The sequence below is a fragment of the Gemmatimonadota bacterium genome, assembly GCA_009841265.1.
Taxonomy (GTDB): domain Bacteria; phylum JAAXHH01; class JAAXHH01; order JAAXHH01; family JAAXHH01; genus JAAXHH01.
The window spans coordinates 1,256,346-1,278,221 of record VXMB01000009.1 but is presented as its reverse complement, the minus strand read 5'-3'; the positions used below and the strand labels follow the sequence as shown (position 1 = coordinate 1,278,221).

Here is a 21,876-nt window from a genome sequence, read left to right as displayed (position 1 = left end):
ATTCGCCGCGCGCGATTATCGCGATCAATAGTGTGATCGGGTCATGCGAATCTTAACCGGTGGGTGTCGAAAATGTCAACGGAATTCGGCAGCCCCCGCGGGTGTTTCAGGGGAGCACTTCCCGCTTGACGACCCCCTGCCCGTGGCTATATTACGGTGTTGATTGTGGGTGTAACTGAAATAGTTTGGCGCAATTAAGTCTTGCCGGGCGGACGCGATGGACGGAATGAAAAGAAAGCCGAAGGAAGCTGAAAACGGGGGGCGGCCCCTGCGCAAGCCTTCCTTCACCAATATCTCCGGGTCTCCCGTGGAAGGGTTGTATACGGCCGGCCGGCAGTCCGGCACCGGTTATCTGCGCGACGAAGGATACCCGGGGCAGTACCCCTACACGCGCGGGATCCACGCTTCCCTGTACCGGGGCAGGCCCTGGACCATCCGGCAGTTCTCCGGCTTCGGTTCCGCGGCCGATTCCAACGACCGTTTCAAGTTTCTCCTGGAACAGGGCCAGAACGGCCTGTCGGTGGCATTCGACGTACCCACGCTGATGGGGCTGGATTCGGACCACCCGTCCTCCGCGGGCGAAGTGGGCGTCTGCGGGGTCGCCGTCGACACGCTGGAAGATATAGAGACCCTGTTTACCGGCATCCCGCTTGACCGGATCAGCACGTCCATGACCATCAACGCCCCGGCCGCCGTGCTGCTGGCCATGTACCTGGCCCTGGCGGAGAAAAGAGGCATACCCTGGACCGGGTTGCGGGGCACGCTGCAAAACGACATCTTGAAAGAATACATCGCGCAGAAGGAGTGGATCTGCCCGCCGGCCTCCGCGGTTGGGTTCGTATCCGATACGGTGGTTTTCTGCACGGAGCGCGTACCCCAGTGGAACCCCGTCAGCATCAGCGGGTACCATATCCGGGAGGCGGGCGCGACGGCCGCCCAGGAACTGGCCTTCACATTGGCGGACGGATTTGCCTACGTCGACGCCTGCATGGCCTCCGGCCTCGAAGTCGACCGCTTCGCGTCCCGGCTTTCCTTCTTCTTCAACGCCCACATCGATTTCTTCGAAGAGATCGCCAAGTTCCGCGCCGCCAGGAGGATCTGGGCGCGCCACATGCGCCGGCGGTACGGCGCCCGGTCCGAGCGATCCTGGATGCTGCGCTTCCACACCCAGACCGCCGGGTGCAGCCTGACCGCCCAGCAGCCGGAGAACAACATCGTGCGCACGGCCGTCGAAGCGCTGTCCGCGGTGCTGGGCGGCACCCAGTCGCTGCATACCAACGCGCTGGACGAAGCCTACGCGCTGCCCTCGGAAAAGGCGGCCCGCATCGCCGTGCGGACCCAGCAGATCATCGCCCATGAAACCGGCGTGACCGACACGGTCGATCCATTGGGAGGATCTTACTACGTCGAGTCCCTGACGAACCGGCTGGAAGAGGAGGCCGAGGCGTATTTCAAGAAGATCGACGGCTTCGGCGGCATGGTTGGGGCGATCGAAGCGGGCTTTCCCCAGCGCGAGATCATGGCCGCGGCCAACCGGTACCAGGCGGAGATCGAAGACCGGGAACGGATCATCACCGGCGTGAACGATTTCGTCGCCCCCGAGGACCGCGACCTGGAGACGCTTCGCATCGACCCCCGCATCGAAAGGGAACAGCGCAGCCGCCTCGACGCGGTGCGGCGGCGGAGAGACGACCCGGCGGCAGGGCACGCCCTCGATGTCCTGGGGACCGCGCTGCGGAACGGGGAGAATATCATGCCGCCCATGCTGGCCGCGGTGAAGGCCTACGCCACGCTGGGGGAGATCGTGGGCGTGATGCAGGAAGTGCACGGTCTGTACGAGGAACCCGCGGCCTATTGACGCGCGTCGACCGCAATTGCCATTAGGATGCCATAGTAATAGGAAACCTTAAGGGAAACCGGATCACATGCCGCGTAACAAGAAGGGACTGTCCACCCGTTCCGTGCATGGCGGGGAACACCGCGACAAGCCGTTTTCGTCGGTGACCAATCCCATCGTCCAGACTTCCACCTACGTCTTCCAGAATACCCGGGAGTTGATCGAATACACGACGGGTGAGGTCGACCGGGAGGAATACGGACGCTACGGCAACCCCACCAAGTCGGTGGCGGAGCGCAAGATCGCCGAGCTGGAAGGCGGTGAGGACGCCGCTCTGTTCTCTTCGGGGATGAGCGCTTTCACTTCTGTGCTGCTCGCCATGCTATCCTCGGGCGCCCACGTGATCGTCATGGACGAGTGCTACCGGCGCAGCCGCCAGTTCTGCCGGCAGATCCTCCCGCGGTACAACATCGACGTGACCTTCGTCAAGACGGGCGATTACGATGAACTGGCCTCGTCGATCACCTCGAAGACCCGGCTCATCGTATCCGAATCTCCCACGAATCCGTACCTGAACGTGATCGACCTGGAGAAAGTCGTGGAGATCGCCGACCGGCACCGGGTAAAGGTGCTGATCGACGGCACGTTCGCCACGCCCTACAACCAGAAGCCGCTGGAATTCGGGATCGACCTGGTTCTCCACAGCGCCACGAAGTACCTGGGCGGCCACAACGACCTGCTGTCCGGCGCCGTCGTGGGCAGCGCGCCGCTTATTGCCGCCGTCCGCGAATTCCGCGACGTCACGGGGGGCATCGTCGATCCGCACGGCGCGTACCTGCTGATCCGCGGCCTGAAGACCTTCGCCCTGCGCATGGAACAGCACAACGCGAACGGCCTGGCCGTCGCCCGTTTCCTGGAAGGCCATCCGCGCATCCGGAAGACGTACTATCCCGGACTGGAAAGCCACGCGGGCCATGAAATCGCGCGCAGGCAGATGAGCGGTTTCGGCGGCGTGGTGAGCTTCGAGGTCGACGGCGACATGGATACGACTATCCGCTTCATCGACGCGGTGCGCATCCCCTACATCGCGCCGAGCCTGGGCGGTGTGGAGAGCCTGATCGAGCAGCCCGCCATCATGTCCTTCTATGAAATGGACCGGTCCGAGCGCCTCGAGATCGGCATCAAGGACGAACTCGTCCGGTTTTCCGTGGGGATCGAAAACGCCGACGATCTGATCGCAGACCTGGACCAGGCCCTGGGACAGATCTAGGCGGATCAAGGGTTCCGGGTTCGCAGGGACGGGAAACCCGCGACCATCCGTTACCGTTCCTCAGATTCCGTCCTGACGTTCGATCCATCTTCCTGCATCGGTAATTCGATCGCGACCGCGGGTTGGATTCGAATCGGTTGTTACTTTAGCAGAAATGTTTATATTAATAGAATAGTCGTTTTCTTAATGCGATGGGTGAACCCACGTTTCCAATAAGGCGATGATGCAGAGAAAACCGACAACAGGCCCGGAAGGCGAACTGATCGAAAGGTTCGTAAATTCGGTTGAACATCTGAATCGCTTGATGTTCAGCGGTCGTATCACAGAACTCCGACGCCTGCACGTGAATACGCACCAGATGAACACCCTGTTCCTGCTGGGATACTTCGGCCCGTTGAAGATGAGTTCTATCGCGGGCGAACTGGGCACTTCGATCGCCCACACGACGATCATAGTGAAGAACCTGGTTCAAAAGGAGTACGTTAAGCGAGGCACGAGTCCGACCGACCGCAGGCTGATTATTTGTGAACTGACTGATCTCGGCAGGGAAGCTTCGGAAATGTTCCTGCATCACGCGCGACAGCGAGCGATGCAGATCGCGGAGAGGTGGGACGCGGAGAGTCTGGAGTCCGTGGTGAATTCGTTGGAGTTGTTGTGGCAAACCGAAGATGAAGTACTGAAATCAGCAGAAGCAAATTCAAAGCAGCAAACTCCGGGGCCAGGACTCGAACCTGGATAGCCAGAACCAAAATCTGGTGTCCTGCCAATTGAACGACCCCGGAATACTCACGGACCGGTCGGCGTTTCGGACCGGAAGACTTCTACCCGCCACGCGATTTCGCACGCCCCCGTCTGCGCGTTTCTTTCAGCCCGGTACCTGAGAATGGTATCGGCGGCGACTTCCACCGAGTTGCGGTCGACTCCCGAACAGGTAGGGGATTCCACCGACAGGATGTGCGTCCCCGGCTTGACGGACCGGAACTCCGTGTACGCGCCTACCGGCAGTTCCCTCGCGTCCCCCGCCAGGTCGACCTGAATGGCTTCGGTACTCTCCAGCGTGTTGTATACGGTCAGCACGAAGGTGTCTTCGCCCCCGCAGGCCGCATGCACGAATGCCGCGAAAAACAGGGCAGCGACGCAACCGGCTCGCTTTCGCGTTGACCCTGAGCCGTTGTATCCATCCATAGCAATACCCGAAACCGTTGCCCCGTATGCCGCGGTACCCGCGGCCCGGCTCAATCTACCCGGCCGGCCGCCGCGTGTCAATCGGAAGTTGGCTGTTGACCCGACTTGACAGGTAGGCCGCGACAGCCGGCATCCCGCGTTGACCCGTGCGCCGGGGCCGTTATCTGCTTGACAGGCGGTCCAATCGATAGTAAAATGTTGAAACTCACACGATCCCCTCCTCCAGATCAGGTATTACTGGGCGGTGTTTTCATGCTGAAAGCACGGCATCTCACAGTCAGAAACCTGCTTGTCTGCACGTCGATCCTGGGCGTGTCCCTGCTTTGTCTGCCCGACGCGGTCCTCGGCCAGTCCCAGGTGCGTCCGGAGCCACAGGGGCGTCTTAATCCCCAGGACAGTCCGGCTTTGGAAGGCGGTGTGGTCACCATCGGCAAGGTGGCCGTCGGAGATCTCACCTTCCACCCCCTGTTCAACAGTCTCGGCGTGGAACGGGAGATTGCCGCGCTGATCTATGGCGAAGGCCTGCTTCGCGTGGATGAATCGGGCACGACGTCGGACGGATTGGCCTATCTGCCCATCAAGCTTTCGGGCGGCCACGACTGGGTGTTCCGGCTGAAACAGGGCATTGAATTCCACGACGGTGAGCCGATGACGGCCGCCGACGTGCTCTTTACGTACACGCGGTACAAGGCCGCCCGGGTGTACGATCCCGTCTTCCACCGCTATTTCCAGAATATCGGGCAGATTTCCGCCATCGATCCACAGACCGTCCGGATCACCATGAAATCGCCGATCGATGCCTTTCCCGACCGGCTCGCGACCCTGCCCATACTGCCCCGGCACCAGATGGGCCCCGGCCTCTTCGCCGATGCCGGCGCGCACCTGGAGACGACCCGGCCAATCGGACTGGGTCCGTACCGGGTCGCGTCATGGCCCGTCCACGATACGGTGACGCTCGAGGCCAATGAAACCTGGCACCAGGGCCGTGCGAGCCTGGACCGGGTGGTCTACCGGTTCTACCCCACGTCCGAATCCCTGCAAGCGGCATTCATCATGCGGGAAGTGGATCTCATCGAAGTGGAACGCGACGGCACGCTGAAGGACCTGAAGCGGGCGCGGTCCGATGCGAAGATCCAGGCGATCGTACCCGGAAGCCGCGCCTTCTCGGCGGTGTTCTACAATCACCGGCATCCGCTGCTTGCAGATTCGACCATTCGGCGCGCGCTGACCTTTGCCACGGACCGCCAGCGCATACTGGAAGAGGTGCTCGTGCGCGGCGCCGGGGTGTTGGCCCAGGGTCCCCTGCACCCGGATTTCGAGTTCAAGGGCGGCGACATGGGATTCGATTACCGTCCGCGCGAGGCCCTTGAGTTGCTGCGTCTGCAGGGCTGGGAGGACGGCGACGGCGACGGGTTCCTCGACCGGGAGGGACGGCCCCTCCGGTTCGAGCTGCTGTTTCCCAGGGGACAGACCTCGGCCGAGAAGACGGTGCGGGTCGTCAAGCTGAACCTGAACCATATCGGCATCCAGGTCGTTCCCGTGCCCGTTACCCAGAAGGAACTGGTCCAACGGCTCGGTATCGGCAGCTACGACGCGGCGCTGTTCGTGCAGGATTTCGAACCCACGGCAGACGATCTCTACGCCGTCTTTCACTCGGAAAGCATCGGCCTGGGGAACATGCTCGGATACCGGAACCGCCAGGTCGACCGCAACATAAACTTCCTCTTCGGGCTGCCCGACCAGTACCGGGCCGGACCCGTCTACCAGCAGCTCGAAATGCTTTTGGTCCGGGACCAGCCCTGCATGTTCCTCTACTTCGTGGATACCCGGTACATCGCGTACGATCCCACCTTGAATAACCTGGGCCGCCCAGGTGAAGCGCTCAGGTCGCCCGCGGCCTGGTTCCGGACCGAACACGCCCCTTGACGGCGCGCAAATCCATGTTTCCCATAAACTTACGAGAAGGATTGTGGCCACGGCTGCTCGTGTCCCATATCGCGCTGGCCACCATTCCGGTGCTGATCGTCGGACTGCTTCTGCTCGCGACGGCCCGCCGTTCGATTGAGGACACGGTAGCGGACGGCAACCTCGAGGTCGCGCGACGGGCGAGTAACGAGATCCGCTTGTATATCGAACAGGCGCAACGCGTGATCGACCTCGCCGCGGACAACATGGACATGATCGACGCGACGGACGCGATGTACCAGCAGTTGATCGACAACCTGGTCATCCGTCAGGACTTCCTCAGCGAACTGTCCGTGCTTGACATTGCGGGAAGCGAAAGGCTGACCACGCGGCTCGAAGGGCCGTTGCGGGCACGGCCGGACCTGGCGCTTCCTCCGGCGGACGGCACCACGATCTCCCCGGTGTTCATTGCGGACGACGGCCTGCCCGCGGTGACGATCACCGTGGCAGTGAGGCGTCTCGACGAGCACACGGGTTATCTCGCGGCGCGGGTGAGCCTTAAGGATATGTGGGACCTGGTGGACAACATTCAACTGGGGGAGGGACAACGAGAAGGATTCGGCAACGCCTACGTCGCGACCGGGAACGGCCGCCTGATTGCCCATCCGGAACGGGAAAGGGTGTACCGCCAGGACGATTTGTCCGGCTCTCCCGTCGGCACGGCGCTGGGTGAACAGCAGAGCGGCACGCTGGTCTACACCGGGGCGTCAGGCGAGATGGTCGCCGCCTTCGCGACCGTCACGCCGATCGGGTGGAAAGTCGTCATCGAACAACCGGCGGACCGGGCCTTCGCCAGGTCGCGGGACATGATCGTGGGCATCAGCGTACTCATGGTGATCAGCGCGGCGGTCGCTTCGCTGATCGGTGTTCTCGTCGTCCGAAAAATCGTCCGCCCGATCTACGAACTGGTGCGCGGCGCGCAGTTGTTCGCCCGGGGCAAGCTGACCCATACCATAGAAACGCCGGGCCATGGCGAACTGACGACACTGGCCCGGGAGTTCAACCAGATGGCCCGCGAGTTGCTGGAGAAGGAACGCCGCCTGAAACAGGCCGAGAGACTGGCGACGCTGAGCAAGTTCGCCACCATCCTCTCCCACGAGATCCGGAATCCGCTCAATTCCATGATCATCAACCTCAGGATTCTCAAGCGGGATATGGAGAAGCAGAACGGCGATCTGGATAAACCGGGCGGGCACTATGAGAAGGTGATTTCGGAAATATGGCGTATCGACAGTCTCGTCGAGAACTTCCTGAACTACGCCCGGCCGCCCGAACTGGTGCCTTACCCTCACGACATCAACGAGGTGCTCGACGAAGTCGTCGCCACCCACCAGGGCACGGCACAGGAACGGGGCGTCCGCATCGACACCCTTTACCGGAACGGCGAACTGCCGGTATCGGTCGATGTCAACCAGATCAAGCAGGTGTTCCTGAATATCATGCTGAATGCTTTCGACGCCATGGAGGCCGGGGGCACGCTTACGATCTCCACGGAACAGGCGCCGCCCCGCAACCGCGGTGACCTGACCCTGGAAGGCTTCGGCGTAAGCCCCCAGGTCCACATTAAATTCGAAGATACGGGAAGGGGTATTGATCCCGACCGGCTGGATCGTATATTCGAGGTGTACTACACGTCCAAGTCGACCGGTACGGGCCTGGGCCTGCCCATCGCCCAGCAGATCGTGGAAAAACACGGGGGCGTGATCTCGGTCGAAAGCACACCCGGCCAGGGGACGGCCTTCACGCTGACCCTGCCGGCGCTGAAAGCGGAAGTCGCCGAGCCTTCCGCCGGAAAAGAGGGAACAGAGGTCATTCATGGAACGCATCCTGATCGCGGAAGACGACCGGAACACCCGTGAGGGGCTGGTCGAGTTGCTGTCGGGCGAGGGGTACGAAGTCACGGGGGTGGCGGACGGGGAACAGGCCTATGAAACGGCCCGTAACGGCCAATTCGACGTCTTGCTCACGGACATGAAAATGCCCCGGGTCAACGGCCTGAACCTGATCAAGCGCATGACCGGCACTTCGCCGGAAACGAGTATCATCATGATGACGGCCTTCGCCACCGTGGAGACGGCCGTCAAGGCCATGCGCGACGGCGCCTTTACCTATCTGACCAAGCCGGTAAAGTTAGAGGAATTGCTCGCCACCATAGAAGGCGCGCTGCAGGAGAAGAAGAACCGGCGGCGCACAAATACATCACCCAGACCGTCTTCCATCCCCGACCCGGACATCATCGGCGAGAGCGCCCAGATCAGGGACATCTTCGACCGGGTGGAGAAGGTCGCCAGGGCCAATACCACGGTCCTGCTGCTCGGTGAAAGCGGTACGGGCAAAAGCCTGATCGCCCGGGCGATCCACGCCAGAAGCTACCGGAAGGAACATCCTTTCGTGGATGTGAGTTGCGCCTCCATTCCCGAAAGCCTGCTGGAAAGCGAACTCTTCGGGACCGAAAAAGGGGCGTACACCGGCGCACTGAGCACGACGCGCAAGGGGTATTTCGAGCGGGCGGCCGGCGGGACGATCTTTCTGGACGAAATCGGCGAGGTCAGCGGGGCCGTCCAGGTCAAGCTGCTGCGCGTGCTGCAGGAACGCCGGTTCGAACGACTCGGCGGCACGGAACCGCTGCATATCGACGTCCGGGTGATCGCGGCCACCAACCGCAACCTGGAGGACGCGGTCGCCGAGGGGCGTTACCGGCAGGACCTCTACTACCGCCTGAACGTCCTGCCCATCGTGGTGCCGCCCCTTCGAGAGCACCGGAACGACATCCCGCCGCTCATCGACTACTTCATCCGGAAGTACACGCGGGAGAACGGCCTCGGCGACAAATATATCTCCGAGGAAGCCCTGGAGATCTGCACGAGGTACGACTGGCCCGGGAACATCCGGGAAGTGGAGAACGCCATCGAGAGCGCCGTCGTATTGAGTGACGGAGAACGCATCCTGCCGGAACATCTGCCCGGCTTTCCCCACGCGCACGCGACCGAAGCGGCCGCGGGCCCCGTTCAGGGGTCGCTCAAGGACTCCAGGGGACAGGCCGAAAAACGCCTCATCCAACAGGCGCTGCTGGAATCCGGCGGAAACCGGACGCGCGCGGCGGAGGCCCTCGGCGTCACGGTCAGGACCATCCAGTACAAGATCAAGAAATATGGTCTTCAGTAACGGGCTTCAGGAAGGTACCGCATGGAATCGACAATCCTTCCCGTCTCCGTCGTGATTCCCACCTACAACCGGGAAGACCGGCTGCCGTCGGCGATCCGGTCCGTCCTGGAACAGACCGCGCCACCAGCCGAGATCATCGTGGTCGACGACGGTTCGACGGACGGTACCCCCGCCCTCGTCCGCACTTTTCCCGGCGTGCGGTTCCGTCGCCAGGAAAACCAGGGGGTGAGCGCGGCCAGAAATCACGGCATCAGCGCGGCGAAACACGATTGGATCGCCTTGCTCGATTCCGACGACGAATGGCTTCCCCGCAAGTTGGAAAGACAGTGGAGCGCGCTTGAACGGGATCCGCGGTTCAGGTTCTGCCACACCGATGAGATCTGGATCCGCAAGGGCAGGCGGGTCAATCCCATGAAGAAACACGCCAAGCACGGCGGTCACATCTTCCATCATTGTCTGCCCCTGTGCGTCATCTCCCCTTCTTCCGCGCTGATACATCGTGATCTGTTCGAGCGCTTCGGCATGTTCGACCCGGAGCTGCCGGTCTGCGAAGACTACGATCTGTGGCTGCGGATCTGCGCGCGGGAACCCGTGCTCTACGTGGACGAACCCCTGCTGCTGAAGTACGGCGGCCACGAGGACCAGTTGTCGCGCGCGTACTGGGGCATGGACCGTTTCCGCATACGCGCGCTGGAGAAGCTGATTCAAAGCGGCGCGGTGGAAGGCGAGGCCCTGACCGCCGCCCTGGATACCCTGTACCTGAAAATCGACATATACGCCGCCGGCGCGGAAAAGCGGAGAAGGTTCGAGGAGGCCGATCGCTACCGGGACAAGAAACGGCGTTACGCGGTCACCCTGGCCAGCCTGGCCGGCTACGCTGGGTCAGCGGGCGACTGAGCCTATGCAAAGGGCTGCTGAACCTGTGCAAATCCTTTCACATCGTTCCGAAAGGGATTTCCGGTTCACGCCCGCATTCCGCGCAGAATCCCCGCTTCCTGGGCGTTTTTATCCCGGAATTCCACGATTTTGAACGTTTCCGGCAGAAAATGAACGCCCTGTACGCCCGTCGGCATATTATTTGCGACCTGTCAATAACGGATGATTGTATCGAACTCGAGAGAAACTGGATGTCTATGAAGCGCATCGCTTTGCTGATCATTCTTTTGTGCGGACTCGTCCCGGGTTCCGCCCTGGCCGTCACCTCCGGCAAGATCACGGGGTTTGTACGGGACGCGGCTACCGGTGATCCGCTGGCCGGCGTCACGGTACGCGTAGAGGGTACCGAATCACGGGCCGTTTCCGGCTTGAACGGGGAGTATTTCATCCTCAACGTCCCCGTAGGCGCGTACCGGCTTGAAGTACAGATGATCGGCTACCTGCCCGTCCGCACCCAGGTGCTTACCGTCAACAGCGACCGCACCACGAGGATCGACTTCGAGCTGGAAACGACCATGCTCGACCTGGCAGAACCCGTTACCATCACCGCGCGGAGGACGTCCGTCCGGTCGGACCTGACCGCTTCGAGTGAATTGATCGTCCCCCGGGAAATCGAGTCCTTGCCCGTAACGGACCTGTCGGACCTGATCTTTCTCCAGAACGGGGTGGTCCGCGACGCCGAGGGCGGTCTGCACGTGCGGGGCGGCCGGGCGAACGAGATCTCCTACTACGTGGACGGCGCCACCCTGGAGGATCCCCTGCTGGGCGGCATGGGTACGCATATACCCCTGGCTTCGGTCGAGGAACTGGTCGTCAACCGGGGCGGCTTCAACGCGCAGTACGGGGAGGCCATGTCGGGTGTCGTCAATATCGTGACCCGTGAGGGAAGCGGTCCCCTGTCGGGTACCTTCAGGGTCGCGACGACGCTGCAGTCCCAGTACGACCTGGAAGCGGGGAGTTACGACGAAACCGCGGCGGGACGGGGAGGGCGCCTGGAGGGGACGCTCAGTGGCGCGCTGCCCTGGTTCGGGAACCGTGGCGGCTATTTCCTTTCAGGCCAGGTCCTGAGCGACGGGCACCATATCCCCCACAACAGCCGTTCGCTGGCCACGGTGGCGGGAAACCTGGTGTTCAAGCCCTATCCCCTCATGAAGCTGAAGATCAGCGGTCACTACTTCCGCCAGCGCCATTTCCAGTATGACCATCGCAATCAGAACGGGCTTTCCTACGATTTCAATCCGGACGGACTTCCGGAAAGACAGGCCGGCAGCCAGGCGCTCAACCTGTCGGTCAGCCAGAACATCAGTCCGCGACTCTTCTATACCGCACGGTTTTACAGATATGCCACCAACAGCATCCTGTTTCCCACCATGCTGGCGGACAGATACTGGTCGGAGTGGCCGGGCTATTCGGTGGACGATCATGGTCAATACAACGGATCGATCTACGAGTCCACCCAGTTGCCGTCCGATCGATACGAGGGACTGCCGTTCACGGAAGGCAACGACTTCTTCCCGCTGTACCGGGACGCCCGGGCAACCTATTACGGCGTAAGGGCGGACCTGAGCGGGCAGGCTACCTACTGGAACCAGGTCCGGGCGGGCGTCGAAGCGCAGTGGTACCGGCTGGACTGGAACGAGCGGTCGTTCCTGCAGGCCGTACCGCAGGGGCAGCGATACATCGTCAATCCCGTGGAAGGCGCCCTGTACTTTCAGAACAGGGTGGAGTTGAGCCGGTTGATCGTGGACGCCGGGCTCCGGATGGATTACCTGGACACGAGCCAGCGGTTTTTCGTCGATCTACCGTCGGGCCAGGCCGCGCAACGGGACAACTCGACCAAGTTACGGCTTAGCCCGCGTCTGGGCGTTTCCCATTCCTTCACGCCGCGTAGCCTGCTCCGGTTCAATTACGGATACTTCTACCAGCCGCCGGAGTTCCGGCATGCCTATACGAACCTGCGGCGCGACTTCAGCGGCGAATCCCCGCGCCTGGGGAATCCCGACCTGGCCCCCCAGAAGACCGTGGCCTATGAGTTCGGCCTCGAGCATATGCTGTCCGGGGACGTCCGCGTCGGGTTCACGGCATCCTACAAGACCATCTCCAACCTGACGTCGACGGCGCAGGTCCAGTATCCCGGCGGGATGTATTACATCTTCAACAACGCGGACTTCGGTTCCGTGCGCAGCGTGGAACTGATCGTGAAACGGGACGTGACGCGCATGGTTTCCGGGTCCTTCAACTACACCTACTCCATCGCCCGGGGAAGCGCGTCCACGCCCCAGGAGCACGCGGAGCAGGCCAGGCCGACCGGCTCCGCCGATCCCGCGGAGAGAGGCTATTTCCCGCTCGCCTTCGACCAGCGTCATACCATGAAAGCCGTGGTGAACGTGCTCGCGCCCGAAACCGTGCAGAAGCGCATACTGGGCGTACCGCTGAGGGGATGGGGGATGTCCCTGGTCGGTTATTTCGGCAGCGGCCTGCCCTACACGCCGACCAACGCCCTGCGCGAACGGACGGAAATCGAGCGGAACCAGGCGCGCCTGCCGGCCTTCGCCAACCTCGACTTGCGCCTGAGGAAGCGCTTCAGGGCCGGCCGGCTCGCCTACACGGTGTTCTCGGAAGTCCGGAACGTGTTCGACCGCCGGAACGTCGTCAGCGTTTACGCCAACACGGGCCGTCCGGGGGACGATGGATATACCCTGGAGTCGTTTACGGGCCGGTCGAATGAGTTTGTCCGGCTGCGGCGCCTTTTGAGCCTGGATCCCCAGCAGTACGCCCCGCCCCGGGAAATCCGGTTCGGTTTCGAAATCGGTTTCTGAAGTCTCGGCCTCAGAGCGGCTTCGCCCGTTGCACCAGTTGCAGCGGCGCGCCTTCCGGATCGCGGAAGAAGAGCAGGATGTTCTGCCCGGCCCGGACCGGCGGACCTTCCAGCTTAACCCCCTTCGATTCCAGCACGGAAACAGCTTCGTCCATGTCATCCACGTTGAAGGCGATATGCACGTGGGCGGTCCGGATGTCGGCGAGTTGCGTGTCATCTCCTTCGGGCATGGAAATGATCTCGATGAAACAGGTGCCGGCGGGATCGCGAACGAAGTAGAAATTCGCGTCGTTCCCCGGGTTGTTGAACTTGAGCGCGATTTCGAAGCCCAGCACGTCGCAGTACCATTTCGCCGCGGCGTCCGTGTCCCGGTAGGCCACGGCTACATGCTCCAGTGAACGTATCTTTACCAAGGAAATGCTCCTTCCTGTTCAGGATTGATCTGTAATCTGCCGCAATCTCAGCGTTCCCGACCACGGGTCGATTGCGACGGGACTCAACATGATTTCTTCACCCGGTGAAGGCCTGCCCTCCACCTTGACCGCCATCCTCGTTCCGAAATCCGGAAATTCGACCAGGATGTTCCGTTCCCGCGTCTCGAGGACGATCGCCCTGATGTGGACGTCTTTCTGTTGCTCTAGGTGCTTGAGCAACCAGTACCATTCCCGCCTGGCCTGGATCTTGTTAAGTATCCTGCTGCGTTCGAGGGCGGACAGTTCATCCATCATTTCATCGGCGTCGTAGGCCGGGGGGCCTTCCGCCAGGGCCGTCCGCAACTGCCGCTGAAGGACCAGGTCGGCGTACCGCCGGATCGGCGACGTGATCTGGCAGTAGGTGTCTACGCCCAGCGTGGCGTGCGGACGGGACTTCAGGCTGAGTTCGAGAGGCTTCATTCTTCTCAGTACCAGGAAGCGCCAGACTGCGTCGTGCTCGGCCTGCTCCAGGTCGCCCAGGTCGGTCTCGGCCTGGGTACGGTAGATCGCGGGTATGTCGCGGCCGGCCAGGTACGCCGCGGCGGTCCGGTTGGCGAGGATCATCAGTTCCGACACGATGTGTTCGGACCTTGTGGAAGTGTCCCGAAGCACGATCCGGATACGCTTCTCGCCGTCCACCTTGATCGAGACTACGCTGCGTTCCAGGTCGACCGCGCCCTGGTCGATGCGACGCTGGTAGAAGACGTCCACCGCCTGGTTCAGGATCTGCAGCACTTCGGCGTAGGGTTGCTCGATCGTACCCAGCAGCCGGTTGGCTTCGTCGTAGGACAGCCTCGCCCGGTTGACGATCAGGGACGGCATGATCAGGGAGTCCAGCAGCTCGAAGTCCGAAGACAGCGTGAAGAAGAAACTGATGGCACAGCGCCGTTCGCCCTCGAGCAACGCACAGTGGTCCTGGGAGAGGTTGGCGGGCAGCATGGGTATGTGCCGGTCCGGCAGGTAGACGGACGACATCCTTTCCCGCGCCGCGAGGTCCAGGACCGAATCCCGGGGCACGAGGTCCGCCACGTCGGTGATATGCACGCCGATCCGGTAGCCGTCCTCGGTCCGTTCCGCGGAGAGAGCGTCGTCTATATCCTGGGTGGATGCATCGTCAATCGACAGGATCGGCAACCCGGTCAGGTCTTCCCGGCCGGATTCGGAGGATCGGCAGGCCGCGGCGTATTCGAGGACCTCGTCGGAAAACTCGGTCGGAATCTCGTAACGCAGCAGATCGAGATTTTCGTCTTCGTCCCAGAACCCCTTTCGTACCATGACTTCGAAAACCGATCGCTGCGGATCGCCGCCGGCCAGGGTGGGCATTTCCTTCAGCAGGCTGCGCACCTGGTCGATCGCGGCATATTCGTCGCCCTGAATGACGTAATCCCGGAGGTGGGACAACCAGCGCTTCTGGCGGTTCGTCAGGGACTGAAGGTCCTGTTGCGTTTCGTCCGCGAGCCAGCGGTCGAACCCTTCCCGCTCAGTGCTCACGGCGCGCTGGCGGGCCTCTTTGTCCAGGATGCTTCTGACCTGGTCGGTCGTGCGGGACGTGAAGCCGTTGTCCCGTTCGCAGAAGTACAGGCACTGGCGGCTCAGGTGCAGCTGCATGGCCGCCCGCTGCTCGGGCGAACCGGGTTCGCCCCAGTACAATTCACCGATGTCTTCCGAAGTGAATACGGTGGGATCGTCCTTGAGGATGTCCCAGACCTCTTCAAGGTCTAAGGAAAGGGCCTGGTCCTCGATTTCCCGCCGGACGGCCAGCATTTCCGGAAGGTCGCGGACCCGGATATCGGTATACCGCACGATGGGGTCCGTGGAGATGTCCATGACCCGGTTAGCGGAGGTCGCCACCTTGAGTTTCTTCCTGGAAACCGCCTGGAGCATACCGATCTGAATGTCCCCGCGATGACGGAAGATGATCAGGTCGCCGATATGCACGGAGTGCTCTTTCCTTTCGGATTCAAGCCGTTTGAACACGCGTGTTTTCATACATTTATCCTGTGCCCGGGCCGGGTCGAAGTCAAGCGAATTCACGGCCGGCGGGTAACCGGTTGACTTCATCCCGCCGATGGGATATCATGCGGGAGGCCGAGTTGCAACGGCTCGGGGCGCAGGCGATTTATAACGGACAGTGGCGATAATCGAGGGACATGGTCGATTCGAAAGGGACGAGGATGATATTCGAACAGATCGAGAACGGGGGCGACCGGAACTTCGGTTACCTGGTGGCCGACGAGAAAACCCGGAAGGCGGCGGCGGTCGACCCCTCCTACCGGCCCGAATACTACATACACCGCGCGGGCGAGCTGGACGTGGAGCTGGCCTGCATCATCTGCACGCATTCCCACCATGACCACGTGAACGGCAACGACCACCTGATCGAGGAACTGGGCCTCGACGTGGTGATGTACCGGGACGCGGAGTATTTCTACGATATCGAAGTCACGGATGGGGAGATCTTCAGGCTGGGTGAACTAGAGCTGGCCGTGATCCACACCCCCGGCCACTGCGAGGACGGCATGTGCCTCCTAACGGAAGACAAGCTGATTACCGGGGACACGCTCTTCGTGGGCAAGGTGGGAGGCACGGCCACCGAAGAAGAAGCGCGGAAGGAATACGACAGCCTGCGGCGCCTGATGGAACTGGACGACGAAATTGGGGTCTACCCGGGTCATGACTTCGGTGTAAAGCCTACTTCGACCATCGGTTACGAACGAAACCACAATCCGTTCATCCTGCAGCCCACCTTCGCGGATTTCCTGCATCTCAAGGAAAACTGGCTCGCCTACAAGGTGCAGCACAACATCCCGTAGATCACCGCGAGATCCGATCATCGCTCGATCCGGGTCGCCCCGTGAGATCCGGATCAACGCACCTGTTCCAGCGCCGATGCGACCTTTCGCACCGCGCCGGCCACGTCGTCGATATCCCCGTCGGTATATTGTTCGTTGAAGGAGAGCATCACGAGTTGTCCGAGCAATTCGCGGGTCCTCGGACACAGTTCGTCCGCATGCTCGAAGGTGCGGTCCGTGTACGGGCTGTAGAAGGGGAAACGAGAGTCTCCGTAGGTCCGGTGGTCCGCGAGCGCCGCCGAACACTGGAAAATCGGATCGCCGATGTACCCGGCGCTCGCCCCGATTCCTTCGGCGTTCAACGCCCTGGCAAAAGTCTCATTCGAATACCCGGTGACCCGCATCGGGTAGGACCAGTAACTGTGCGTTGCGCCCGGTGTTACCGGCGCCGGCACGATGCCGTCGAGATGCTGGATCCCCTCTGACAGCCGGCCTCCAAGCCGGTTCCTCGATGCAACGACCCGGTCGACTTTTTCCAGCTGGGCCAGTCCCACCGCGGAATGAAGTTCCGTGATTCGGAAATTCATGCCCAGCGGTCCGTACATGCGCGATCCCGCCCGATCCCGGTCGTAGTGCTTGTCCGCGAAGCTCCGCATGCACCGGCTCAGGGCGTCGTCGTCCGTGATGGTCATGCCGCCGTCCCCGGTGGTCATGTGCTTCGACTGCTGGAAACTGAAGCAGCCGATGTCCCCGAAGGTGCCCAGCAGCCGTCCCCGGTAACGCGTCAGGTGAGCCTGGCAGCAGTCCTCGATGAGCGTGATCCCCTTGCGGCGCGAGATCTCCGCCAGGGCCTCCATCCGGCAGGCGTTGCCGAAGAGGTGTATGGCGATGATCGCCCGCGTCCGGGGGGTGATGAGCCGTTCGACGTCCTCAGGGTCCACGGTAAGCGTCTCCGGATCCGTGTCCGCGAAGACCGGCACGGCGTTCTGGTACAGGATCGGGATGATCGTACCCAGGTCGGTGATCGCGCTCGTGATGATCTCGTCCCCGGGTTCCGGGTTTACCGCGCCGATGGCGACATGCAGGGCTGCGGTCCCCGACGTGGATCCGGTGGCGTGCTTCGCACCGTAGGTTTCGGCGAAACGGCTTTCGAACAGCGGAGTGAGTTCGCCGCCCCACCGAAAGAGGTTCTGGGACCGCAGCGCCTTCGTGACGAGTCGTACTTCTTCGTCACCGAACGGCGTCCGGGCGGGAAAGGGGCGGGACTCCGTATCCCGGTAGGGCGATCCGCCGTGGAGGGCTAACATGGGCTAAAGATCCACCCGGTACCGGCACTTCCACTTCGTGTCCCACCGGTAGAGCGGATCGCTCGGGGGAATCGGGACGGTCTCCACCAGCGTGGAACCGATGATCTCGCAGGTCCTTCTGGACGCTGCGTTCTCCGGATTGCAGGTGATCCAGAGCGGGTTGATCCCGTGTGCCAGGGCGAGCGGCAGGATGAGCAGGCAGCTGCGGGCCGCCAGCCGCCGGCCTCGATAGGGCGGGTCCACGGAGTATCCGATATGGCCGGCGTACTTTTCGATGTGCTCCGTGTTGCCTATGCGCAAGGTCAGCCTTCCCATCACGGTGGCCGGGTGGTCCGGTTTGTCCGGGCTGTCCGCACGCACCATGTCGAAGATGTACTCGGGAACGATGCCGCGCCGCGCGTCGCCCTGCAGCGTCCCGTGGAGCCGCAACCGCAGATCCCCGTCCACAAGCACGCCCGGGTTGCGAAATTGAAACGGGACGTCCTCGACCTTGAATCGATTCCTGAGAGTGGCAAAAAACAAACTGAAGTTTTTCATCGAGAACGGTGGACATCCCCCGCGACTTCACGGGGAAGGCTGATGGTCCACGCCCCCCTTGCCCGTCAGTATCGGTAATGTTCGGGTTTGTAGGGGCCTTCGATGGGGACGCCGATGTAATCCGCCTGGTTCCGGGACAACCGGGTCAGCTTCACGCCCAGTTTCTGCAGGTGCAGCCTGGCCACCTCCTCGTCCAGGTGTTTCGGCAAGGTCGTCACGCCGGTTTCGTGTTCGTTGAGCCGCAGCTCGATCTGCGCAATCACCTGGTTGGTGAAGGAACTGGACATGACAAAGGAAGGGTGACCCGTGGCGCATCCCAGGTTCACCAGTCTCCCCTCCGCGAGCAGGAAAACGGCGCGGCCGTCGGGGAATACATACTTGTCCACCTGGGGCTTGATGGCCTGCTTCACGATACCCGGAAATTCGTTCAGCGCGTCCACCTGGATTTCGTTGTCGAAGTGCCCGATGTTGCAGACGATGGCCTGGTCCTGCATGTGCTCCATGTGTTCGACGCGGATGATGTCCCGGTTCCCCGTAGTCGTAACGAAGATCTGGCCCTGGTCCAGCACGTCCTCGATGGTGGTCACCTCGTAGCCTTCCATGGCGGCCTGAAGCGCGCAGATGGGATCGATCTCCGTGATCACCACGCGCGCGCCGAATCCCCGCATCGACTGGGCGCATCCCTTGCCCACGTCGCCGTATCCGCAGACGACGACCGTCTTCCCGGCGACCATGACGTCCAGGGCGCGCTTGAGACCGTCCGCGAGCGATTCACGGCAGCCGTAGAGATTGTCGAACTTGGACTTGGTCACCGAATCGTTGACGTTGATGGCCGGGAACAGGAGCTTGCCATCCTCCATCATCTGGTACAGCCTGTGGACGCCCGTGGTCGTCTCTTCGGAGACGCCGCGTATGTTCGCGCTCATATCGTGCCAGAATCGCGGGTTGCGGTCCAACTGCCGCCGGAGTATTTCGTTAATGATCTGCAGTTCCCGGTTGTCCGTGGGTTCATCCAGGATGGAGGGGTCGTCCTCCGCCTCCACGCCGCGGTGTATGAGGAGCGTGGCATCGCCGCCGTCGTCAACGATCTGCGTGGGGCCGGTCTCGCCTTCGAAGGTCAGTGCCTGCAGCGTGCAGGCCCAGTATTCCTCCAGGCTTTCTCCTTTCCACGCGAAGACGGGAACGCCGTCGTCCGCGATGGCGGCCGCCGCGTGGTCCTGGGTCGAGAAGATGTTGCAGGAAGCCCACCGAATCTCGGCGCCGAGGGACCTGAGTGTCTGGATGAGCACGGCGGTCTGGATCGTCATGTGTAGGGAACCCATGATCCGCGTGTCCCGCAACGGCTGTTCGCGGGCGTATTTCTCGCGGACGGCCATCAGCCCGGGCATCTCCTGTTCGGCGATGGCGATTTCACGGTGTCCCAGTTCCGCCTCAGACAGGTCGGCCACCTTGTAAGGCAGGCCGGAATAGTCGGGCAATTCGATGGTGGTCGGCAATTCCTGCGCCATGTATGTACTCCTTGGATTCCGTTAAAGGGCTGCGGTCGTAAAAACTCGTTCTGAAAATCGCACATATTATACGAGATAATCGCCTTGAACGCAACAACCACATTGACCGCTGCCGGCCGGTTCCGGCGTTCGTCCAGGACGGCCCGTTCCGGCCCGCACCGTGGCCGGTCCGGCCTTACTGGCAATCGGCGTCGCCTGAGAAATCGCTTGATCGCGCTTCCCGCGCGTCTTATAGTCTGTCCCGACCACAACATTCAGACACGCGGGACGCCAAAGGACAATCGACGCGGCGGCACAGGGCATCGGACGCGGCGGCACAAGGCATCGGACGCGGAGGGAAGCATGATCGACCAGGATTTGCTGGACATACTGGCCTGCCCGGAAACCAAGGAAGAGGTCCGTCTCGCATCCGATTCAGAAGTCGCAACCATCAATGAGATGATCAAGGCGGGCAATCTCGTCAACCGGGGAGGCGAGAAGGTGACGGAGCCCATCGACGGCGGGTTGATACGGGCCGACGGCAAATACCTCTATCCCATCCGGGAAGAGATCCCCATCATGCTGATCGACGAAGCGATTCCCCTTTCCACCGAGGCGGACGCATCCTGAACGGCACCGCGCGGCGCCGAACCGCCAGTCTCATCTAACACCCCGCACAGGCATCCGCATGTCCCGTGAATACGACCCTTACGCGCTGCTCCCCGAACATGTGAGAAAACCGCCCACCGACCGCTGGTCGACGATCCGCCAGTTGGGGCCGGGCCTGCTGTTGACCGGTTCCATCGTGGGATCCGGCGAACTCATCGCCACTACGCGGCTCGGCGCCGAGGTCGGATTCGTGGTGCTCTGGCTCATTCTCCTGAGCTGTGCCGTCAAGGTGCCGGTGCAGAGCGAACTCGGCCGCCATGCCATCGCCACGGGCCAGACCACTTTCGTCGCATTCAACAAAGTGCCGGGACCGCGCCTGCGGGTTTCATGGCTCGTGTGGGGAAGCCTGTTCCTCCTGCTCTGGAGCACGATGCAGGTCGGGGGCATTTTCGGTACGATGAGCCTGTCGCTGGACCTGATCTTTCCGGTTTTCGGAAACACGTCCTGGCTGATCATACTCACCCTGGTCGGCATGGGGCTCGGTCTCGTCGGCCAGTACATGACGCTGGAACGTATTACCACCATCCTGGTCGCTCTCTTTACCTTCACCACGCTGGCCAGCGCGCTGCTCTTGTTCTGGACTCCTTATGCCGTATCGCCCGGCGTGATCCTGGACGGACTGCGTTTCGCCCTGCCGTCGGACGGGGCCGTTACGGCCTTCGCCGTCTTCGGCATCACCGGCGTCGGCGCTTCCGAACTCCTGCTCTACCCGTACTGGTGCGTGGAAAAGGGATATGCCCGGTCGGCCGGGCCCCGGGACGACAGTCCGGACTGGCGGGCGCGCGCCCTGGGATGGATCGGCGTGATGAAGAAGGACGTGTGGCTGTGCATGGTTATCTACACGCTGGCCACGCTCGCCTTCTTCTTTCTCGGTGCGGCCGTGCTCCACGCCCAGGGGATGGTGCCCGAGGGATTCGGCACCGTGCAGATCCTCTCCGGGATGTACACCGAGACGCTGGGCAACTGGGCGTTCTACCTGTTCGGCGTAGGCGCCTTCGTGGTCCTCTTTTCGACCTATTTCGTCACCATCGTGGGACAATCGCGCATGCTGGCGGACGCCCTTTCGGTGCTCGGCCTGGTGACCTATGCGCGACCGAACGACCGGCAGCGCGTCGTGCGTATCATCGGCGTCCTGCTGCCCCTGGTGTACCTCGTCCTCTACGTCCTGTGGTCCGCGCCGGTCACCATGGTGATCATTGGCGCGCTGATGCAGACGATCCTCTTGCCGGCCATCGGGTGGGCGGCGCTGTACTTCAGCCGGACGACGGCGAAGGAAGCGGGCGTTCCCCCGTCTCGCCTCCTGATGGTGGCGCTGACGGCCGCCACGCTGATCATGGCGGCTTTCGCGATCTATGCGGTGTGGGTAAGGTTCTAGGCCGGGCGCCTGTCAGTCCAGGCCGGAATCCTGATCGCGGGCGTGGCCCGTGCGGGAGCG

The 21,876-nt window shown here is 62.1% G+C and carries 17 protein-coding genes and 1 tRNA gene; 11 read left to right on the top strand and 7 right to left on the bottom strand.

Features of this window, described 5'->3' with window-relative positions:
* The first annotated feature begins 226 nt into the window (after positions 1–226).
* From F4X08_10405 to F4X08_10395, 3 genes are all read left to right on the top strand, one after another.
* On the top strand, positions 227–1,858 hold the full coding sequence (locus F4X08_10405) for a methylmalonyl-CoA mutase (GenBank protein MYD26212.1): 1,632 nt from the start codon (positions 227–229) through the stop codon (positions 1,856–1,858).
* 67 nt (positions 1,859–1,925) lie between these two features.
* Complete coding sequence (locus tag F4X08_10400) at positions 1,926–3,107, top strand: PLP-dependent transferase (protein MYD26211.1); 1,182 nt, start codon at positions 1,926–1,928, stop codon at positions 3,105–3,107.
* Between the two features lie 220 nt (positions 3,108–3,327).
* Positions 3,328–3,846: a MarR family transcriptional regulator gene (locus F4X08_10395; protein ID MYD26210.1), complete on the top strand. Its 519-nt coding sequence runs from the start codon at positions 3,328–3,330 to the stop codon at positions 3,844–3,846.
* Here the strand turns inward: F4X08_10395 and F4X08_10390 are convergent.
* Together F4X08_10390 and F4X08_10385 are read right to left on the bottom strand one after the other, a co-directional pair.
* Positions 3,818–3,889, bottom strand: a tRNA-Gln gene (locus tag F4X08_10390). The two genes, F4X08_10395 and F4X08_10390, sit on opposite strands and share 29 nt — an antisense overlap.
* A 4-nt stretch (positions 3,890–3,893) precedes the next feature.
* The gene (locus F4X08_10385; GenBank protein MYD26209.1) at positions 3,894–4,292 is read right to left on the bottom strand and encodes a hypothetical protein; all 399 of its coding nucleotides are present in this window, start codon (positions 4,290–4,292) and stop codon (positions 3,894–3,896) included.
* A 195-nt stretch (positions 4,293–4,487) separates the two neighbouring features.
* Between F4X08_10385 and F4X08_10380 the strand changes: the two genes are divergently transcribed.
* The 5 genes from F4X08_10380 to F4X08_10360 all read left to right on the top strand — a co-directional run bounded on the left by F4X08_10380 (position 4,488) and on the right by F4X08_10360 (position 13,177).
* A complete protein-coding gene (locus tag F4X08_10380; GenBank protein ID MYD26208.1) occupies positions 4,488–6,218 on the top strand; it encodes a hypothetical protein in 1,731 nt (576 codons plus the stop codon).
* A 14-nt stretch (positions 6,219–6,232) separates the two neighbouring features.
* Positions 6,233–8,116 carry a HAMP domain-containing protein gene (locus tag F4X08_10375; protein ID MYD26207.1) on the top strand — a complete coding sequence of 628 codons (1,884 nt, stop codon included), beginning with the start codon at positions 6,233–6,235 and terminating at the stop codon, positions 8,114–8,116.
* Positions 8,073–9,422, top strand: coding sequence for a sigma-54-dependent Fis family transcriptional regulator (locus F4X08_10370; protein MYD26206.1), 1,350 nt, complete (start codon positions 8,073–8,075; stop codon positions 9,420–9,422). Before F4X08_10375 ends, F4X08_10370 begins: the two co-directional genes overlap by 44 nt.
* A 21-nt stretch (positions 9,423–9,443) precedes the next feature.
* Positions 9,444–10,319 carry a glycosyltransferase gene (locus F4X08_10365; GenBank protein MYD26205.1) on the top strand — a complete coding sequence of 292 codons (876 nt, stop codon included), beginning with the start codon at positions 9,444–9,446 and terminating at the stop codon, positions 10,317–10,319.
* A gap of 149 nt (positions 10,320–10,468) precedes the next feature.
* On the top strand, positions 10,469–13,177 hold the full coding sequence (locus F4X08_10360) for a TonB-dependent receptor (protein MYD26204.1): 2,709 nt from the start codon (positions 10,469–10,471) through the stop codon (positions 13,175–13,177).
* A gap of 10 nt (positions 13,178–13,187) precedes the next feature.
* Here the strand turns inward: F4X08_10360 and F4X08_10355 are convergent, their stop codons facing one another.
* Positions 13,188–13,595, bottom strand: coding sequence for a VOC family protein (locus F4X08_10355; GenBank protein MYD26203.1), 408 nt, complete (start codon positions 13,593–13,595; stop codon positions 13,188–13,190).
* Positions 13,596–13,607: 12 nt separating this feature from the next.
* Positions 13,608–15,710 (bottom strand): RNB domain-containing ribonuclease, encoded by a 2,103-nt coding sequence (locus F4X08_10350; GenBank protein ID MYD26202.1) that lies wholly within the window; start codon positions 15,708–15,710, stop codon positions 13,608–13,610.
* 113 nt (positions 15,711–15,823) lie between these two features.
* Between F4X08_10350 and F4X08_10345 the strand changes: the two genes are divergently transcribed.
* A complete protein-coding gene (locus F4X08_10345) occupies positions 15,824–16,462 on the top strand; it encodes an MBL fold metallo-hydrolase (GenBank protein MYD26201.1) in 639 nt (212 codons plus the stop codon).
* A gap of 53 nt (positions 16,463–16,515) precedes the next feature.
* On the opposite strand, the gene F4X08_10340 is transcribed toward F4X08_10345, so the two are convergent.
* From F4X08_10340 to F4X08_10330, 3 genes are all read right to left on the bottom strand, one after another.
* A complete protein-coding gene (locus F4X08_10340) occupies positions 16,516–17,748 on the bottom strand; it encodes a DegT/DnrJ/EryC1/StrS family aminotransferase (GenBank protein ID MYD26200.1) in 1,233 nt (410 codons plus the stop codon).
* Between the two features lie 3 nt (positions 17,749–17,751).
* Positions 17,752–18,285 carry a GNAT family N-acetyltransferase gene (locus F4X08_10335; protein ID MYD26199.1) on the bottom strand — a complete coding sequence of 178 codons (534 nt, stop codon included), beginning with the start codon at positions 18,283–18,285 and terminating at the stop codon, positions 17,752–17,754.
* A 65-nt stretch (positions 18,286–18,350) separates the two neighbouring features.
* Positions 18,351–19,793 carry an adenosylhomocysteinase gene (locus F4X08_10330; GenBank protein ID MYD26198.1) on the bottom strand — a complete coding sequence of 481 codons (1,443 nt, stop codon included), beginning with the start codon at positions 19,791–19,793 and terminating at the stop codon, positions 18,351–18,353.
* 342 nt (positions 19,794–20,135) lie between these two features.
* On the opposite strand from F4X08_10330, the gene F4X08_10325 reads away from it, so the two are divergent.
* Both F4X08_10325 and F4X08_10320 read left to right on the top strand, forming a co-directional pair.
* The gene (locus tag F4X08_10325; GenBank protein MYD26197.1) at positions 20,136–20,402 is read left to right on the top strand and encodes a hypothetical protein; all 267 of its coding nucleotides are present in this window, start codon (positions 20,136–20,138) and stop codon (positions 20,400–20,402) included.
* Positions 20,403–20,460: 58 nt separating this feature from the next.
* Positions 20,461–21,816 carry a divalent metal cation transporter gene (locus tag F4X08_10320; protein ID MYD26196.1) on the top strand — a complete coding sequence of 452 codons (1,356 nt, stop codon included), beginning with the start codon at positions 20,461–20,463 and terminating at the stop codon, positions 21,814–21,816.
* Positions 21,817–21,876: the final 60 nt, after the last annotated feature.

Excerpts from the sequence above, each read along its gene's own strand:
- F4X08_10405 (MYD26212.1), top strand. The coding sequence starts at position 227 with ATGAAAAGAAAGCCGAAGGAAGCTGAAAACGGGGGGCGGCCCCTGCGC.
- F4X08_10400 (MYD26211.1), top strand. The coding sequence starts at position 1,926 with ATGCCGCGTAACAAGAAGGGACTGTCCACCCGTTCCGTGCATGGCGGG.
- F4X08_10395 (MYD26210.1), top strand. The coding sequence starts at position 3,328 with ATGATGCAGAGAAAACCGACAACAGGCCCGGAAGGCGAACTGATCGAA.
- F4X08_10385 (MYD26209.1), bottom strand. The coding sequence starts at position 4,292 with ATGGATGGATACAACGGCTCAGGGTCAACGCGAAAGCGAGCCGGTTGC.
- F4X08_10380 (MYD26208.1), top strand. The coding sequence starts at position 4,488 with ATGTTGAAACTCACACGATCCCCTCCTCCAGATCAGGTATTACTGGGC.
- F4X08_10375 (MYD26207.1), top strand. The coding sequence starts at position 6,233 with ATGTTTCCCATAAACTTACGAGAAGGATTGTGGCCACGGCTGCTCGTG.
- F4X08_10370 (MYD26206.1), top strand. The coding sequence starts at position 8,073 with ATGGAACGCATCCTGATCGCGGAAGACGACCGGAACACCCGTGAGGGG.
- F4X08_10365 (MYD26205.1), top strand. The coding sequence starts at position 9,444 with ATGGAATCGACAATCCTTCCCGTCTCCGTCGTGATTCCCACCTACAAC.
- F4X08_10360 (MYD26204.1), top strand. The coding sequence starts at position 10,469 with ATGAACGCCCTGTACGCCCGTCGGCATATTATTTGCGACCTGTCAATA.
- F4X08_10350 (MYD26202.1), bottom strand. The coding sequence starts at position 15,710 with ATGAAGTCAACCGGTTACCCGCCGGCCGTGAATTCGCTTGACTTCGAC.
- F4X08_10345 (MYD26201.1), top strand. The coding sequence starts at position 15,824 with ATGATATTCGAACAGATCGAGAACGGGGGCGACCGGAACTTCGGTTAC.
- F4X08_10340 (MYD26200.1), bottom strand. The coding sequence starts at position 17,748 with ATGTTAGCCCTCCACGGCGGATCGCCCTACCGGGATACGGAGTCCCGC.
- F4X08_10335 (MYD26199.1), bottom strand. The coding sequence starts at position 18,285 with ATGAAAAACTTCAGTTTGTTTTTTGCCACTCTCAGGAATCGATTCAAG.
- F4X08_10330 (MYD26198.1), bottom strand. The coding sequence starts at position 19,793 with ATGGCGCAGGAATTGCCGACCACCATCGAATTGCCCGACTATTCCGGC.
- F4X08_10325 (MYD26197.1), top strand. The coding sequence starts at position 20,136 with ATGATCGACCAGGATTTGCTGGACATACTGGCCTGCCCGGAAACCAAG.
- F4X08_10320 (MYD26196.1), top strand. The coding sequence starts at position 20,461 with ATGTCCCGTGAATACGACCCTTACGCGCTGCTCCCCGAACATGTGAGA.